Below are 15,549 nucleotides of genomic sequence, written 5' to 3'. Positions count from 1 at the left end.
GGAGATTGATATTATGAACTATCAAGTACAACTAAACAACGGTCAAGCGATCAACTTAACAAATGCCGAGTTTGATGCAACGGCATTTACGGCTACACTCAATGATCAAAAAATTAATTTTGTGAATATCGGTGGAGCTATCATTAATAAACACATTATAGTTAGTGTGTTGCCAGCAGAAGCTACACAAACAGAAACGCAAGCATAGGCTTAGCGTTATTTTTATTGTCAAAAATATATTACTGACTTTACCTACATTAAACTCAATAATAAGTAATAGAAAAGTAAATGGGGGTTTTGTCAGTGGAGTCAATTTATAAAAAAATACATGAGACAATAATAGAAGTATGGCGTTATGATATAAAAAGTGATTACAATCTTCATTTTTTATTGAGGGAAGATACGTTAAAAAATGCAATGTATTATCATATTAGAAACCGGTTGGGTGATACATTTATAAAAGATAATCATTTAGCCATTTTTACGGAATATGCTATAGATACTAGCCAAAAGATAGATTTAGTTGTTGTTAAATTAGATGTAGAAAAAGCAAAAAATGATTATCTGGGGAATTGTGTTGAAGAAATAATTGCAATTGTAGAAATGAAATATAAAGGACAATATGTCCCTGAGAAGGTTTTTATTAATGATGTAGAGAAAATAATGGCTTATACAAATAAATTTACATTTAAAGAAACTAAGTTCTTTCTAGCATTCATAAGAGAAAAGTACTTTTTTAGTGATGAAGTTACTAATTTTTTGTCGGAATATGAAGATGTACCAAAGGGTAAGATTGTTGAACTTTTATCATATAGATCAATTGAGGATGATGATATGGTTTGGAAAGTATTCGAATCTTAAGTAAAGGAAAACCAACCTTTATGTGGAAAGATAAATAAAGGAGGGATGTATATGGATGAAAAAGTGCATTTAAAGTGTGGTTACACATACTTAAGAAAAGGTGTAGAAAAATCAGCTACTTACATTTCACCTAAGGTCAGTCAGAATTTTACGAATCCAAATGTTATCGCGAGTAGGCTTGCAAATGAAATTTTAAATGCAACAGGAAGAACCGTCCAAAAGTTTCTATTTGTTGGAAAAGAACCAGCAAAAAAATAAATGAGTTCTCTCATTGGAGAGAGCTTAATTAATTGCCTATTAATAGGAGGAAATTCCTTTTTATTGTCGAATATTGGTAGATGAAAGGGAGGAATTGACTTGGTAATAAAAATTAAAGAAAAAACAAAACTTAAAATTAAAAAACCGAAGACTATTGAAAGGAAAATACATTTCTTTAAATTTGATATCAAAGAATTGCGAAGTGGTTCTAATGATTTTCACGATCATTCGAATCCATTTGACATTTTCGAAAAAATATCAAAACTTAGTTTTGTGGGAAACCATCAAAAGTCAAGGTTTATGTATTATTCCAATAATGATGTTAGTTTTCTAAATAATGTGCAAATTAGTCAAAACAAGATTAGAGGTAAATTTGCAATTTCTAGAAGAAGTTCACTACCCGAATTAGAAAAGGACGGCGTTTTAGAGCCATTAAATATTCCTGCGAATAGTGGGCTTGCCGAAATTACTCATTTCATTTATTATCATGACGAAAAAGTTTTAGGAGTTGAATTCAATTTTCACGGTCCTCGAACAACTAGCTTGGTAAGCTATTTACTGCAGAAAAGTAAGAATTTCAAAAATCCATTTGAATATATTTATCTAAATCCAATTTTAAATAAAGATTTAGACAATCGTTTAAAGGAAATTGGGGAAATTAATTTGTTGCAAATGGAAGTAGCAAGAAATGAGTTGTCAATAATTAAAGAATTAGATGAAGATTTATTCAGTGCTTTTAATTCAGCAGCAAAAGTTTCCGATGCAGAATCTGTTGAAATAATAATGAGAAAAAAGAAATATGCAAGAGAGGGTTTCGCTTGGCCATTTTCTATCCAAAAGTTAAAATCTATTTTATCTACAGAAGACAATAGACAGAAAATTAATAAACTAAAGGTCGATGCTGAATCTAAATCGGAAGAAAAAAGCCGTATGTTCGATCTGTTAGAGGACAAAATGATAAAATCTAAACAGGTTGTAACAATTGATAATAGAAGTAGATCAGTTGATTCGGAGAGTATGTTTGAAAAAATTGAGGAAGCTTTTAGTGAACTAAATGGGAATTTCTAATGAGAAGGCTGTGGTATTTATTGAAAAAATACTATAAACTGCATTTTTTAGGGATTGAGTTAGTATTAACTTTGATATTTTTAACGATTGTGGTTATATTGACGAATAAATATATTGGGTTTAATGTGATAGAACTTAGTTTAAATGGTACAAGAACAACTCTCTATGGGACCCTTGCTGCTGTAGCTGGTGCAATGTTAGGATTTGTTATAACTGGTCTCTCAGTTTTACTAACTACAAATAATGATAAACAAATGGAACAGTTAAGGAAGAGTAAACATTATAAAACTATTTTTATTATATTTTTCAGCACTAGTAAATATTTAGGGCTATTGTTAATTACATCATTAATTAGTTTAGTCCTTGATAAAGATAATAGCCCTATTATAGCATTAACAATTATTGCGCTTAGTTTGACAATAATTGTAGGAATTAGGCTTCTTCGATGTATATGGGTGTTAGAAAAAATAGTAGAAATACAAATATTAAAAAGGTAAGTTTCTTAGCACTCCCTAATGAGAGTGCTTTTATTTTTGCTATGAGAACAATCGAGATGTGCAACGGTATGCTGTACTGAATCTCGATACTTCTCATGGCTTTTTATTTACACAAAAAAGGGCAAAGGTCGTGGATAAATGGAACAAACATTTAAGTATTTACTTAGCACAGTTGGTGGAGTAGTATCGTGGCTCGTAGGTGGTTGGGGCTTATTAATGACAGTACTTTTAATTTTGAATGCGATCGATTTCTTATCCGGTATGGCAGCTAACTGGGGGACGATTAATAGCAAGCGAGGCTATCAAGGAATCATTAAAAAAGGCATGATGTGGGTCTGGATTGTAGTAGCTAATCTAATCTATTTAGTACTACAAGATCAAGGCTTTTCAATCGGACAAATCATTCCAGATGCTGTAGTATTAATGTTCATTTTGAACGAGTTAGTGAGTTTAGGAGAAAATTCAGCAAAGCTAGGGGTAGACATGCCAGCACCAGTGAAAAAGGCTTTAGAAATCTTCAATTCGAAGGAGGAAAATGCTAAATGAGCACAAGTGTTTCAACAACATGCCGCGATCTAAGCGAATTAACAGCAGCCGCACAAACAGCCTGTCAATTGCTCTTTCAAGAATGTTACAAGGCAGGAATAGACTTCGTATTCATCACAGAAACATACCGTAGCCAAGCACGCCAAAACTATTTATATGAACAAGGTCGAACAAGACCAGGGCAAGTAGTTACCTGGACGCGTAACAGCAATCATACATCGCGTAGAGCTTGGGACATTGCTGTAGCACCACCACGAAACCTTTATGATATTTCTACTCTGTCTAAGGTAGGGTACATTGCTAAGAAACTAGGTATCACTTGGGGAGGATATTGGCCTGTTGGACAGTATGATGCACCTCATTTTGAAATACCTACAAATTGGACAATGCCTAAAGGTTATAAAATCGAAGGACAAGTAATGGTGCCTACAAGCAGTTTTGCTAAAGTGCAATTGATCAAAGATGATAATAAGCAAATTCTAAATGAAAAGGATGATGACACAATGAAATTTACTAATGAAACAACAAAAACAGCAGTACGTGACTTCCTTAAGCAAGCAATAGATAAAAATCTGATTGATAAGTCGTGGCTAGATAAATTCGACCAAGGCACAATGACAAATGGCGATATTGAAGGACTAAAAATCATCATTGCACAGCGTAGGAATTAAATGTAATGACCAAGACAGCTTAAATGCCGTCTTGGTCTTCAAATACAAGTGTTTATTTTAAAACCCATCTTCTAATATTTAAAATGATAATTATAGTTATTAATACTCCCCATACAACTATAGAATAAAATATATGATTAGGATTATCTTCTCCTAAAATTGTTTTAAAGATAGTTAATAAACCTGTAAAACCTAATACAATTGTTAAGATCGAACTTATGCTTAATAGCAATAATTCATTAGCATTCTTTTTTTTATCTTTAATAATCTGAATGTCATCCTTAGATAATTTTAAAAAGTTTTCTACCTTATCTTCTAAATCATTTATATTACTTTTTTCTAATATTCGTTCGTAAAGGGTTTTAGGACTCCCGTCGGTAAAGAAAATTACATCCTTATCATAATTAAACTTTATTGTATTTAATTGCTTTATCATTCGGTTATATTCATCAATACTTCTATTTTTCGATTCACTAATTTGATTAAGTAAGTCTTTAAGAAAGTACTTTTTTACAAATGACATTTCATAAAATTTCACAAAATTTAAATTTGCATTAAGAAAATGTATTGCGGTAATTCTTTTGTATGCATCTTTATAGTAAGGAGAAGTTTTTAATTCCTCAATATTCTTTTCGATTATATTTTTCATTCTTTCACTTCGGAGTGTGAAAACAGAAGTATATGAACTACAGTAAAAGGAAAGGTCTTTATCATTCCGAATTCTAGAACTTTGTATTTCTTCTTCGCTTTCATTATTTTCAGCTAGCTGTTTATCAAAATTGAATAAATACTGCCCTATATTAGATTTATACCTAGTATAAAATGCAGAATAATCTTTATAAGGATTTTTAAAAGAACTAAAATCTCCTATACCCCAGCTAACTGAATCAAAATCATCATTTGAATATAAATCCAAGTTAATTAAATTGATAATTCTTTTTTTGTATTCAGTCAGAATATAATCAATATTTATATTTTCGAAGGTTTCTTCTTCCCAATAGTCATCAAAACTATAATATTCTTTACTTTTGTAAAAAGAGACTTCATCAAAACAATTATATCTAGGAGGTGATTCAGATAATAGTAATTGCTTTTCGATGAAATCTTGTACACAAATTTGCAATGATATTATTCCCTCTTTAAAAATTGTAATCATAACATAGTTTAATAGGTATTTTCCGTTATGCTTAATTCTTAGCGGAAGTAACATTATTCTTTCTTGAGAACTAAACCTTGCTTTAGGTGTTAAACACATTTTTTCAGCTTCGTAGAAGGTCTTATCTGCTTGGACAGCACAGTTAAATAAGTCTTCTTCATAAAGGTGGATTTTATGAAATTTTGTTACAAATTTACCTCCATATATATGAGATATTTCCTCAGTTGTGCTAAAAGTAAAGTCATCTTCTCTAATAAAATTATTTTTTAGTTTATTGAAGATTGTTTCGCTTATTTCTTCAGGATTAGTTTTAAATATTATTAATGATTCATCTTCAGTCTTGATTCCTTCAGACATGTATAAAGCGTTTTTATATTTTAAGTATTCTTCAAATTCTCTGTTTACATAAATATTTTCTGGATCTTCATGAGGTGTATAGGTAATAAAAAGTCCTGTATCATGTAATTTCTGAACAACATCATGAAAATCCTTTGAATCAAATTTGATAATGGAAAAACCAAAAATATTTTTAAAAATCAAATTAACTACCCCCGGAATATCAACCTTACTTATTTGCATTTTGAACAGTATCCAATTTTAGTACAAACAGTTGAAAATATACTTTTTATCAATTTGGATTTGAAATTTAATGTAATCTATAGACATTGGAATATTATAACATAGTAAGTAAAGGTGAGTTAAATGACTGTATATAACAAACTATAGAGTCTGGGCTTTTTTTATTTCCAAAAATTTTATCTTGTCAAAATACAAACGTTTGTTCTATCATGTATAACAAACAAGTGTTCTTGTATAAATTATAATGAGGAACATTTCACGTATTAGGAGGAACTGTGATGAGAGAGCAACTGGTTAAAGCTATGCAGCGTAATCAATTAGTAAACATGATGTATGTATCTAAAAATGGGTCTGTAACAAAAAGGCGAGTAAAAGTTATTAAAATCGTCGGTGATTCATTTCAAGCATTCTGTTTCATGAGACAAACAAAGCGTACATTTTTAATCAGTAATGTTCTTGCTGTTGTTCCAGTTGTTTATAAGGAGCGTGGCGTTGTATGAACTATGAGAATATGCCGAATCGACCCATCATTTGTGTAGACATGAAAAGCTTCTATGCCAGCTGTATCGCCATGTTAGAAGGGTTGGATATACTGAAGTACCCAATCGCAGTTGTCGGCAATTTTAGTCAACCAGGTAGTGTGGTGCTGGCTGCGTCTCCAGTCATGAAAGAACGATTCAACATTAAGACAGGGAATCGTCGTTATGAAATTCCTAAGCATCCAGATATTAAACTGTTTGAACCCAAAATGGCTTTCTTTATTCAGATGTCCATGTCAATTACAAAGTTGATCTCGAACTATGTTCCTCCAGAGGCAATCCATGTTTATAGTGTGGACGAAAGCTTCGTTGATCTAACTGGCACTGAAAAATTGTGGGGGTCTGCTGAAGAAACCGCCAAGGAAATACAAAGAGCTATACTTGATCAATTTAACGTACCTTCAGCAGTTGGCATGGGTCCTAACATGTTAATGGCTAAATTAGCGTTGGACTTGGACGCTAAAAAAACAGGATTCGCTAAATGGACTTTTGAGGATGTACCAACAAAATTGTGGCCTGTGAGACCTCTGTCGGAAATGTGGGGCATAGGTAAGCAGATGGAGGCTAATCTTAATAAGATGGGCATTCAAACGGTCGGTGGATTAGCAAATGCTGATTTAGATGAATTAGAAAAGCAGTTTGGTGTTATGGGCAATCAATTGTATCACCATGCTTGGGGTATTGACCTATCTAAACTAGGTGAACCTTTAGTCAAGAATCCATCACTAAGTTTTGGAAAAGGGCAAATGTTGATGAGGGACTATCACACTCGAAAGGAAATATCAGTAGTACTTTTAGAGATGTGCGAGGATGTGATGAAACGAGCGAGGGATGCTGGATTTGTTGGCCGCACCATTAGTTTAGGTCTATCATATAGCCGAAATGCTATGACGAAAGGATTTCATCGTTCTAAAACAATTTCTGCACCTACAAACGAGACACTTGAAATGTATAAAGTCTGTCTTGAATTACTCGATGAGCATTTTGCAGGGGAGCCAGCTCGACAGCTTTCTGTCCGGATATCCAACTTAGATCGTGAGCACAGTATTCAGTTAGATTTATTCGATGAGAGAAAACCTCAGAGACAATTAATTGGCCCTACCATGGACGCCATTAGAAATAAATTTGGATCAACTGCAATATTACGTGCTGTATCATTTACTGGAGCAGGGACAGCTATTGGACGTGATCGCCTAGTTGGTGGGCATTTAGCATAGGAGTGATTGGATGATAAAAGATCGTGGAAACATTAAATGGGCATCCATGATGATGCCTGAACATTTGGATGGACTTAGGGAATACAAAAAAGGCTTCACAGAGCAGCCGAGAGAACTAGCTGAATGGGAACTTGAAGAAATACAACAAACAATTGATCAAGCGTATAGTCGGCAACTGGACATTAAATTAGAAATGTGGCAGGACAACAAAATCATACAATGGACTGGAACTATCAAAACAATTAATTTTAATACTAATGAACTCATACTTGATACACTACTTAAAACAAAACGAATTCCAATTCAAAACATACAGTCAGCTCAATTAGAAGCTGATTTTTATGATTAAACCTGATCAACGACAGTTGTTACACAAATACTTACTAATTGAACTAGCAGTGAAGTCCTTACAGATTGATTATCAAAAAACAGAACAATTTAAAATGAAAGTTGTATTTCTTCCGCTGATGGATGCCCTTTTAAAAGATTTACGCCAAGAATATTTTGAACTTAAAAGAAAACTTGCGCAACAAAAGATACGAGTTATAGGATGGACTAATGTAGATGAATATTTCAGTGATGTACAAATAGCAACTGCTGGTAATGATGTTGTGCTTCGATATGCCAACCAAGCACTAAAGACTCAAGTAGAAAAATTATTGATCAATCATATTAATGAGAAAATGAAATTGTAATTGCCATCAATCCCTTGATTTACATGTATTCTTGTCTTATCTAACATGAGATAATGTAGAGTAAGGAGGGATATACAATGTTATTTACTCCAATAAAACCTATGCTTTTACACATGGGAAATAATGAAGAAATAAATGATAATCCTGAATGGATTTACGATATAAAATGGGATGGTTGGCGGATTCTTTTACACAAGCAAGGAGAACGGATAGAGGCTTTTACTCGACATGGTAACAATGTGACAGCTAAGTTTCCTGAACTTCAAGAGGTTGGCCGTTCAATTCAGTCACATACAGCAATTATTGACTGTGAAGGTGTAGTTCTTCGAAATGGTGTATCTGTATTTGATGATTTTGCATTCAGGGGCAGACTTTCTAATACGAGTAAGATTCAGCAGGCTACTTTAACCCATCCAGCAACCTTTATTGCGTTTGATGTATTAGGGACCAATAAACCGCATACCAACAAGCCATTAGTGGAACGGAAAGAAATCCTTTTATCAATTATAGAACCTTCTAATAGTCTGCTTATCACACCTTCTGTAACGGGTAATGGTAACAATATCTTTCAGCTAACAAAAGACAAAGGCATGGAAGGTATTGTAGGAAAGCGAAGTAATTCAACATACAAAACTAATCATAGATCCCATGATTGGCTCAAATATAAGCATTTCAAAGTAATCGATACTGTTATCTTAGGTTATAAAGAAAATCCTTTTACAATGCTTGTAGGTAAACAATTAAGTAACGGTAAGTGTAAACCATTGGCAAATGTAGAATTTGGATTCAAGCCAGAGCAATAAACTGATAACCAGGCGCTCGAATGAGTACCTGGTTATTTTTGTAGGTGCTGTATTGTAACTGCTCGTGCACGTTTATTTAATTATTCAAAAAGTGGTACCCCACGGTACCCCAGATAGTACCCCATTTAAAAGTGTTTATATGAGTTTATATGGAATAAAAATTTATATTAGAAAAATCGATATTTATTTTAAATACCGAGAAAAGCAACGCTCTATTTTTCACCGTTCTAATTTCCTCAGAGCAAAAACCCCACCAAATCAACACTTTTGCGCTATAATGTAGGACGAGGTGAAGAAAATGTTTGTGAGTGAGAAACAGATTGAAATACGGTACGCAGAGACAGACCAAATGGGCGTGGTGTACCATGCAAACTATATTATTTGGATGGAAATTGGGCGTACCCAGCTTGTAAGTGATGCGGGCTTTGAGTATGCTGCCTTAGAAAAAGATGGCTATGTATCGCCAGTGATGGATTTATCGATTTCGTATAAAGCAGCCATGCATTATGGACAAGTGGCGACGGTGCGCACTTGGGTAGAAAAGCATGATCGTTTACGAACGACGTATGGCTATGAAATTTTACATGAGGATGGCACGGTAGCAGCCACAGCTCAATCCGTACATATTCTTGCGCATAAGGATACATTGCGACCGGTATCATTAAGTAAGATTGACCCAGCTTGGGATGCCAAATATAAAGAAATTGCCGTCGAGGCAAAATAGGAGAACAATAGATGGAAATGTTTATAGCTTTAGGCGCTATTTTGGCAGCTCTTGGTGTTGTTTTAGGTGCTTTTGGTGCACATGCACTCAAGGATAAGTTTGCCTCACCGCATTATGCAGCCATTTGGGAAACGGCTGTGCAATATCAGATGTATCATGCTTTAGGGATTCTAGCCCTTGGCATTCTATCCAATGATGCATTTTTAGGAAGCTCAAGTCTACTTTCTTGGGCAGGCTACTTGATGTTTACAGGGATTGTATTCTTCTCTGGTAGTCTATATGTGCTAGCCGTGACAGGTGTGAAAAAGCTAGGTGCGATTACGCCAATTGGTGGCATGTTATTTATTGTTGCGTGGGTGCTTGTTATAATTGCTGCCTTATCCTAATACAGAAAAAGTAACGAGAACGTTCTGATGATTTATATCATTGGCGCTTCTCGTTTTTTTGTTGATAAGAAGAAAATGAAACAATTTGTCTGATTTTGCGTATTACATAGTATGAAGAGATGTTAAAATAAGCTAAACATCAATGTGAAGGTGGGAATATTTATGGGTTTATTGAAAGCAGGCGTAGGGGCATTAACAGGTGTTTTAGAGGATCAATGGCGTGAATATTTTTATTGTGAGGCATTATCCTCAGATGTTCTAGTAACTAAAGGTATTAAACGCACTTCTAAACGAGGTTCAAATAAAGGAAATGACAACATTATTAGCAATGGCTCGATTATTGCCATCAATGAAGGGCAATGTATGATGATTGTTGAACAGGGGAAGGTTGTAGAGTTTTCTTCAGAAGCTGGGGAATATGTCTATGATACATCTACAGAGCCTTCGATTATGTATGGCTCAGATTTATCTCATGGCATTATGGAAACATTTAAACAGATAGGCAAGCGTTTTACATTTGGTGGAGAACCTGCTAAAGATCAGCGAGTTTATTATTTTAATAAAAAGGAGATTGTTGGCAATAAATATGGTACTCCCGCACCAATTCCATTCCGTGTTATTGATCGTAATATCGGATTAGATATCGACATTGCCATTCGTTGTCATGGTGAGTATTCTTATAGAATCATTGATCCGTTATTATTCTATACAAATGTATGTGGAAATGTAGAGCGTGAATATACGCGAGAGGCCATTGATAGCCAGTTAAAATCAGAATTAATGACAGCGTTACAGCCAGCCTTTGCACAAATTTCAGCAAGTGGCGTTCGTTATAGTGAAATACCTGCGCATACGGTTGCGTTAGCAGACGCACTCAATAAGGTATTATCAGAAAAGTGGCTTGCTACACGTGGTTTAGCTGTTGTGTCATTTGGGATTAGTACCCTAAAGGCTTCTGAGGAAGACGAAGCCATGATAAAACAACTACAACGCAATGCGGTTATGCGTGATCCAGGTATGGCTGCTGCCCATTTAACAGGCGCTCAGGCAGAAGCGATGATTGCAGCTGCTAACAATGATGGTGGCGCTATGGCAGGCTTTATGGGGATGAATATGGCTGCACAAGCAGGTGGAGTCAATGCTGGTCAGCTTTATCAAATGAATGAGCAAAATAAGCAAGCGCAAATGGCTCAGGCTGCGATGCAAAATCAATCAGCCAAAGCATCTGGTACATGGACATGTGCATGTGGTCATGACAACACAGGGAAATTCTGTTCAAATTGTGGCGCAGCAAAACCAGCGGAAGAGGGCTGGACATGTACATGTGGAGCGGTGAATAAAGGAAAGTTTTGTAGCGAGTGTGGCTCTAAAAAACCAGCTGGTGCTTTACTCTATGCATGCGATAAATGTGGGTGGGCACCAGAGGACCCTGCCAATCCGCCTAAATTCTGTCCAGAATGCGGCGATGTTTTTGATGAAAAGGATGTCAAGTAAGGAGATGATGACCTATGTCAACGCAAGAAGTTGAACATGTCAAACAAGTAAACCTTGACTTTGATGCGGAATGTCCATCCTGTAGTGCATCAATTGAGTTTAATCCTGCTACAGGTAAGCTGACCTGTCCGTATTGTGGATTTGAATCTGAAATTGCAACCCCTGAGCAAGAAGAGGAAAAGGTTGCACAGGAAATGGACTTCTTAAAAGCAGAGGAACGTGGGAATTTCAATTGGGGCGTGGAGAAGAAAACAGTTATTTGTAAAGCTTGCGCGGCCGAGACAATTTATGATGCTCTGCAGGTCGCTGACAGTTGTCCTTACTGCGGCTCAAATCAGGTCATGGAAGCGAGCGCTGAAAATACGCTTGCTCCCAATGGCGTATGTGCTTTTGAAGTAACGGATAAGCAGGCAGGAGAACATTTTCAGAAATGGATCAAAGGTCGATGGTTTACACCAAAGGCTGCCAAAATAAGTGCAAAGCCTGATGCCTTTAAAGGGGTATACCTCCCGTATTGGACGTTTGATTCAAAAACAAGCTCCAGATACTCCGCAAGATATGGACGACATCGAACGGTTACGGATAAAGATGGTAAAACGCATACTGAAACGGATTGGTATTCAACAAGTGGGTTTTATCAGGAATTTATAGACGATCATTTAGTGAGTGCCACAACACGCTATGATCGAGATATGATGCGAAAAATTGAACCATTTAATCTTCTTAATAATAAGGCCTATAAACCTCAATATGTAGCTGGATTTTTATCAGAGCGTTACAGTGTTGGTTTGCAGGATGGCTGGAGCCAAGCAAAAAGTGAAATCCATGATCACCTCCATGCGCAGATTACATCCAAAATCCGTTGGGAAAATAGGGCGGATGTAGTATCCAATCTACGCTTTTCCACAAACCATGATGATATTACATACAAATATTTAATGTTACCGATTTGGTTATCTTCTTTCCGCTATAAGGAGAAGATTTACCGCTTTATGGTGAATGGACAAACGGGTCGAGTTGGTGGTAATGCCCCTATTTCACCGCTTCGGGTGACAATTGCAGTTATTTTATCATTAGCAGTAATCGCTCTGATTTGGTATTTCTTTATGTCTGAATAATAATAAACAGTATGCCAGTAGGAGCCTCTTATTGTCCTTTTGGGATACTGTTTTTTTCATAAAATTGTCCTTAAATACTGGGTAAATGACTGAATTAATTGACTGGTATAGGATAATCATCATCCATTATCACGGCTGTCATTGCGTCAAGTTGCATAGATTAAAGGGAGAGTAAAATATCAGAACAGCCTTGGTTGGACAAAAGCATAACGTTGCAAGATGGTGTAACAAGCAACCTACTATGTAGGAAAGTCGTTAGAAATAATGCAATTATGGTGGTTAAAAATTAGGACGGATTTCCTTTAATGATGAGAAGTGAAGTTGCGATTTTACTTTAAACAACTTATTATACAGTCAGAGAGCATTTTTTAGGCTAGTCATGATAAATGTAATGTTATTTTTGAATAACAATGAAAACGTTATTCATATTGGAGGTTTCGATGATGGACGCAATTGAAGTGTTAACAAATTTAGATCAAATACATGGGTATTATCAACCGATATTTAGCGCAGATGCGCATACGGTGATTGCCTACGAAATTTCCGGATATCTACAAATTCAAGGTCAGCAAATTAATTTAAAGGATTTTGTCAACAATGAAGATATTCCAGAAGAATATCGAATTGATATGGAACATAAAATTTTACATGCGGCATTAGCCAAAATTGATGAAATTGCACCAGAAATTGATATTTATATCCCAAGCAATCCAAATTTATTGATGCAAGATTTTGGTGAAAGTCATTTTAATATTATCCAACAATATATAGAGGAAAAAGATTTACAGCGTATCGTACTTGTGGTATCAGAGCATCGTTTTATAGGGGATATTAACAAATTACATCACGCCCTACGCTATTTTACGACGTTTGGGGTAAAAATTGCCGTTCAGGAAGTAGGAGCCGAAAGTCATTTAGAGCATATTGCGCTATTGGCACCACATATCTTAAAGGTCAATACACGTGATTTAAATTACGATTCTTGGTCCGCTCAATCGGACATGATTTCTGCCATTGGTAGCCTAGCTTATAAAATTGGAGCGAATCTATTATTTGAAGATATTGAAACGGTTTATCAGCTACAATTTGCTTGGAAAAATGGCGGTAGATTTTATCAAGGGCCATACCTAGCAAATCCAGCTATGACTTTTGTCGATAAGGATATATTAAAGGAACGTTTTAAAAAAGAATGCCAGCAATTTATTACTTCCGAAAAGAAAATGCTGGAGGCGCAATATTTGCAGTTGAAAAAATTAAGGGAGGAATTAGAGGCGATTGTTCACCGTGTGAAACCAACAAGCGACAATGTCTCCCATTTAGAGTATTTAGCTGAATTATTGGATAACTACTCCTTCCGTCTCTATATTTGTAATGAGGATGGGTTCCAGTTAACGCCTAACGTTATGCGAATTGATGGGAACTGGGAGCTACAGCCACGTGCCATCAATAAAAATTGGAGCTGGCGCCCTTATTTCCTTCAAACGATTATCAAAATGCGCAACGATCAAAGTGGGGAAATCTCTGAATTGTATCGGGATATTGAAACAGGAGAAATTACAAGAACATTCTCCATTGCCATCAACGAGCATGAATATTTGTTTGTTGACCTTTCCTATGACTATCTTTATGAGCATAAAATCTTTAGATAATATTAGTAATTTCTTTAGTGACAACATTTCATGGGTACAAATTGCAATTCGATCTATTTATTTTAATTAAATGTATTAGGTATTATGGGGGAGAATCCTAAAAGCCTAGTAAAATACTGAAGTTGCCTTCTATATTTGCAGAAGGCAATTTTTTTTGATTTCAATCAAGAATGCTATTTAAGTTCTCATAGAAAATTAACTTTCTCTATCGAAACAAAAATGGCAGTCTATACATTTGTTAAATTTGTAATGAATGATTTTGTTTTTTCAGTATTTTTTCATTTAGCTTAATTAAGATGGAAATATCATAAAGGAGCTGAAAAAATGAGGATTATCAAAATACTGCTAATTATTAGTTTAATTTGGCCATTTGTTGATGCCAACATAGCAAATGCGGATGATGAAGAAGATTATAAAAAATACGAGGGTGATGTTCATAAAAAGCACAATGATGATTATGATGATGACGAGGAAGATGATGATTATGATTATTATAAAGAAGAGGATGAATATGAATATTATGACCAAAGATACCCTGAAACAAATAGTAATACATGGAATATTTGGACAAGATCGACTTATGTAAATAAAGGAGGGTTACCCCTAAAAGAAGCGAAAGAAATTCAATTAAAACTAGAAAATAATAATAATACAGTGTCACTTTACTTGATTCCTTTAGATGGTGAAATATATGTGCCAGGTAAAATTGTTGCTGAACTTTTAGGTGCAAAAGTAGTTAATTATGATAATAGTAAAATATTGGAAATTAATAAAGCTGGTACAGAACTAATTTTTCGTGCGGGGACAAATGTAGTGTACTATAACGAGATAAAAACACCGATACCAGCTGTTACATTTTACTTGAATGATAATATATATGTTCCAATTAGTGTAATTTCAAATGGTTTGGGCTATGTGGCTGAATGGCAAGAAATGAATAACGCTGTTGTATTGAAGTTATTAAAATAAAAAAGGGAGATGATTGAATGAAAGATCAAAAGAAAGCTAAATGGATATTAGGCACTTCTGGAGTAATATTATCTTCTTTACTATTAACGCAATTTAATAATGTTCCATCAGATATAAACATAGCTGATCTAAATTTGACAAATGAACAATCAAAAAAAATGTCAGACCGAGAAAAGGAACTTGTTCAATTAGATTGGACAAATTTTGAAATTGTTGGAGTGAATCAACTACAACAAAATAAAATTCGTACCGATCGAACTACCAAACGATCCTAAACTTAGTTTGAAGTGGAGTTGAAGTTGCTTGGATACCCTTTCAT

The 15,549-nt window shown here is 34.8% G+C and carries 20 protein-coding genes; 19 read left to right on the top strand and 1 reads right to left on the bottom strand.

Annotation, left to right across the window (positions count from 1 at the left end):
• The first annotated feature begins 13 nt into the window (after positions 1-13).
• The 7 genes from AC1RFD_RS07445 to AC1RFD_RS07415 all read left to right on the top strand — a co-directional run bounded on the left by AC1RFD_RS07445 (position 14) and on the right by AC1RFD_RS07415 (position 3,901).
• Positions 14-208: a hypothetical protein gene (locus tag AC1RFD_RS07445; protein WP_258860524.1), complete on the top strand. Its 195-nt coding sequence runs from the start codon at positions 14-16 to the stop codon at positions 206-208.
• Positions 209-303: 95 nt separating this feature from the next.
• The gene (locus AC1RFD_RS07440) at positions 304-861 is read left to right on the top strand and encodes a hypothetical protein (protein ID WP_492474722.1); all 558 of its coding nucleotides are present in this window, start codon (positions 304-306) and stop codon (positions 859-861) included.
• Between the two features lie 51 nt (positions 862-912).
• Positions 913-1,119 (top strand): hypothetical protein, encoded by a 207-nt coding sequence (locus AC1RFD_RS07435; protein WP_492474721.1) that lies wholly within the window; start codon positions 913-915, stop codon positions 1,117-1,119.
• 99 nt (positions 1,120-1,218) lie between these two features.
• Positions 1,219-2,187 (top strand): hypothetical protein, encoded by a 969-nt coding sequence (locus AC1RFD_RS07430; protein ID WP_492474720.1) that lies wholly within the window; start codon positions 1,219-1,221, stop codon positions 2,185-2,187.
• Positions 2,188-2,207: 20 nt separating this feature from the next.
• A complete protein-coding gene (locus AC1RFD_RS07425; protein WP_492474719.1) occupies positions 2,208-2,684 on the top strand; it encodes a hypothetical protein in 477 nt (158 codons plus the stop codon).
• Between the two features lie 138 nt (positions 2,685-2,822).
• Complete coding sequence (locus AC1RFD_RS07420) at positions 2,823-3,230, top strand: phage holin family protein (protein ID WP_492474718.1); 408 nt, start codon at positions 2,823-2,825, stop codon at positions 3,228-3,230.
• Positions 3,227-3,901: a M15 family metallopeptidase gene (locus AC1RFD_RS07415; protein ID WP_492474716.1), complete on the top strand. Its 675-nt coding sequence runs from the start codon at positions 3,227-3,229 to the stop codon at positions 3,899-3,901. The genes AC1RFD_RS07420 and AC1RFD_RS07415 overlap by 4 nt, the downstream gene beginning before the upstream one ends.
• Positions 3,902-3,953: 52 nt before the next feature.
• Here AC1RFD_RS07415 and AC1RFD_RS07410 read toward each other — a convergent pair whose 3' ends face one another.
• Complete coding sequence (locus tag AC1RFD_RS07410) at positions 3,954-5,636, bottom strand: hypothetical protein (RefSeq protein ID WP_492474715.1); 1,683 nt, start codon at positions 5,634-5,636, stop codon at positions 3,954-3,956.
• Between the two features lie 278 nt (positions 5,637-5,914).
• Between AC1RFD_RS07410 and AC1RFD_RS07405 the strand changes: the two genes are divergently transcribed.
• The 12 genes from AC1RFD_RS07405 (at position 5,915) to AC1RFD_RS07350 (ending at position 15,505) form a co-directional block, all read left to right on the top strand.
• The gene (locus tag AC1RFD_RS07405; RefSeq protein WP_312145572.1) at positions 5,915-6,136 is read left to right on the top strand and encodes a transcriptional regulator; all 222 of its coding nucleotides are present in this window, start codon (positions 5,915-5,917) and stop codon (positions 6,134-6,136) included.
• Positions 6,133-7,392: a Y-family DNA polymerase gene (locus AC1RFD_RS07400; RefSeq protein WP_492474714.1), complete on the top strand. Its 1,260-nt coding sequence runs from the start codon at positions 6,133-6,135 to the stop codon at positions 7,390-7,392. The genes AC1RFD_RS07405 and AC1RFD_RS07400 overlap by 4 nt, the downstream gene beginning before the upstream one ends.
• A 10-nt stretch (positions 7,393-7,402) precedes the next feature.
• Positions 7,403-7,741, top strand: a complete 339-nt coding sequence (locus AC1RFD_RS07395; RefSeq protein ID WP_054550298.1) for a YolD-like family protein — start codon at positions 7,403-7,405, stop codon at positions 7,739-7,741.
• Positions 7,734-8,087: a YhjD family protein gene (locus AC1RFD_RS07390; RefSeq protein ID WP_054550297.1), complete on the top strand. Its 354-nt coding sequence runs from the start codon at positions 7,734-7,736 to the stop codon at positions 8,085-8,087. Before AC1RFD_RS07395 ends, AC1RFD_RS07390 begins: the two co-directional genes overlap by 8 nt.
• Before the next feature lie 77 nt (positions 8,088-8,164).
• Positions 8,165-8,890, top strand: coding sequence for an ATP-dependent DNA ligase (locus AC1RFD_RS07385; protein WP_492474713.1), 726 nt, complete (start codon positions 8,165-8,167; stop codon positions 8,888-8,890).
• Positions 8,891-9,188: 298 nt separating this feature from the next.
• Positions 9,189-9,614, top strand: a complete 426-nt coding sequence (locus tag AC1RFD_RS07380; RefSeq protein ID WP_004225136.1) for an acyl-CoA thioesterase — start codon at positions 9,189-9,191, stop codon at positions 9,612-9,614.
• A gap of 11 nt (positions 9,615-9,625) precedes the next feature.
• A complete protein-coding gene (locus AC1RFD_RS07375; protein ID WP_103118262.1) occupies positions 9,626-10,000 on the top strand; it encodes a DUF423 domain-containing protein in 375 nt (124 codons plus the stop codon).
• Between the two features lie 162 nt (positions 10,001-10,162).
• Positions 10,163-11,494 (top strand): SPFH domain-containing protein, encoded by a 1,332-nt coding sequence (locus AC1RFD_RS07370; protein WP_048392584.1) that lies wholly within the window; start codon positions 10,163-10,165, stop codon positions 11,492-11,494.
• A gap of 14 nt (positions 11,495-11,508) precedes the next feature.
• Entirely contained in the window at positions 11,509-12,612 is a 1,104-nt protein-coding gene (locus AC1RFD_RS07365; RefSeq protein ID WP_288584977.1) for a TFIIB-type zinc ribbon-containing protein, read from the top strand.
• Positions 12,613-13,055: 443 nt separating this feature from the next.
• Positions 13,056-14,261, top strand: coding sequence for an EAL-associated domain-containing protein (locus AC1RFD_RS07360; RefSeq protein WP_036076413.1), 1,206 nt, complete (start codon positions 13,056-13,058; stop codon positions 14,259-14,261).
• Between the two features lie 324 nt (positions 14,262-14,585).
• Positions 14,586-15,230: a copper amine oxidase N-terminal domain-containing protein gene (locus AC1RFD_RS07355; protein ID WP_281216339.1), complete on the top strand. Its 645-nt coding sequence runs from the start codon at positions 14,586-14,588 to the stop codon at positions 15,228-15,230.
• 17 nt (positions 15,231-15,247) lie between these two features.
• Positions 15,248-15,505: a hypothetical protein gene (locus tag AC1RFD_RS07350; protein WP_054550292.1), complete on the top strand. Its 258-nt coding sequence runs from the start codon at positions 15,248-15,250 to the stop codon at positions 15,503-15,505.
• Positions 15,506-15,549: the final 44 nt, after the last annotated feature.

It is taken from the genome of Lysinibacillus sp. GW823-FHT02G10 (genome assembly GCF_058797135.1).
The sequence above is the reverse complement of the archived record's forward strand: the minus strand, read 5'-3'. Positions and strand labels throughout refer to the sequence as shown.

Excerpts from the sequence above, each read along its gene's own strand:
- AC1RFD_RS07445 (WP_258860524.1), top strand. The coding sequence starts at position 14 with ATGAACTATCAAGTACAACTAAACAACGGTCAAGCGATCAACTTAACA.
- AC1RFD_RS07435 (WP_492474721.1), top strand. The coding sequence starts at position 913 with ATGGATGAAAAAGTGCATTTAAAGTGTGGTTACACATACTTAAGAAAA.
- AC1RFD_RS07420 (WP_492474718.1), top strand. The coding sequence starts at position 2,823 with ATGGAACAAACATTTAAGTATTTACTTAGCACAGTTGGTGGAGTAGTA.
- AC1RFD_RS07415 (WP_492474716.1), top strand. The coding sequence starts at position 3,227 with ATGAGCACAAGTGTTTCAACAACATGCCGCGATCTAAGCGAATTAACA.
- AC1RFD_RS07410 (WP_492474715.1), bottom strand. The coding sequence starts at position 5,636 with ATGCAAATAAGTAAGGTTGATATTCCGGGGGTAGTTAATTTGATTTTT.
- AC1RFD_RS07405 (WP_312145572.1), top strand. The coding sequence starts at position 5,915 with ATGAGAGAGCAACTGGTTAAAGCTATGCAGCGTAATCAATTAGTAAAC.
- AC1RFD_RS07400 (WP_492474714.1), top strand. The coding sequence starts at position 6,133 with ATGAACTATGAGAATATGCCGAATCGACCCATCATTTGTGTAGACATG.
- AC1RFD_RS07395 (WP_054550298.1), top strand. The coding sequence starts at position 7,403 with ATGATAAAAGATCGTGGAAACATTAAATGGGCATCCATGATGATGCCT.
- AC1RFD_RS07390 (WP_054550297.1), top strand. The coding sequence starts at position 7,734 with ATGATTAAACCTGATCAACGACAGTTGTTACACAAATACTTACTAATT.
- AC1RFD_RS07385 (WP_492474713.1), top strand. The coding sequence starts at position 8,165 with ATGTTATTTACTCCAATAAAACCTATGCTTTTACACATGGGAAATAAT.
- AC1RFD_RS07380 (WP_004225136.1), top strand. The coding sequence starts at position 9,189 with ATGTTTGTGAGTGAGAAACAGATTGAAATACGGTACGCAGAGACAGAC.
- AC1RFD_RS07375 (WP_103118262.1), top strand. The coding sequence starts at position 9,626 with ATGGAAATGTTTATAGCTTTAGGCGCTATTTTGGCAGCTCTTGGTGTT.
- AC1RFD_RS07370 (WP_048392584.1), top strand. The coding sequence starts at position 10,163 with ATGGGTTTATTGAAAGCAGGCGTAGGGGCATTAACAGGTGTTTTAGAG.
- AC1RFD_RS07365 (WP_288584977.1), top strand. The coding sequence starts at position 11,509 with ATGTCAACGCAAGAAGTTGAACATGTCAAACAAGTAAACCTTGACTTT.
- AC1RFD_RS07360 (WP_036076413.1), top strand. The coding sequence starts at position 13,056 with ATGGACGCAATTGAAGTGTTAACAAATTTAGATCAAATACATGGGTAT.
- AC1RFD_RS07355 (WP_281216339.1), top strand. The coding sequence starts at position 14,586 with ATGAGGATTATCAAAATACTGCTAATTATTAGTTTAATTTGGCCATTT.
- AC1RFD_RS07350 (WP_054550292.1), top strand. The coding sequence starts at position 15,248 with ATGAAAGATCAAAAGAAAGCTAAATGGATATTAGGCACTTCTGGAGTA.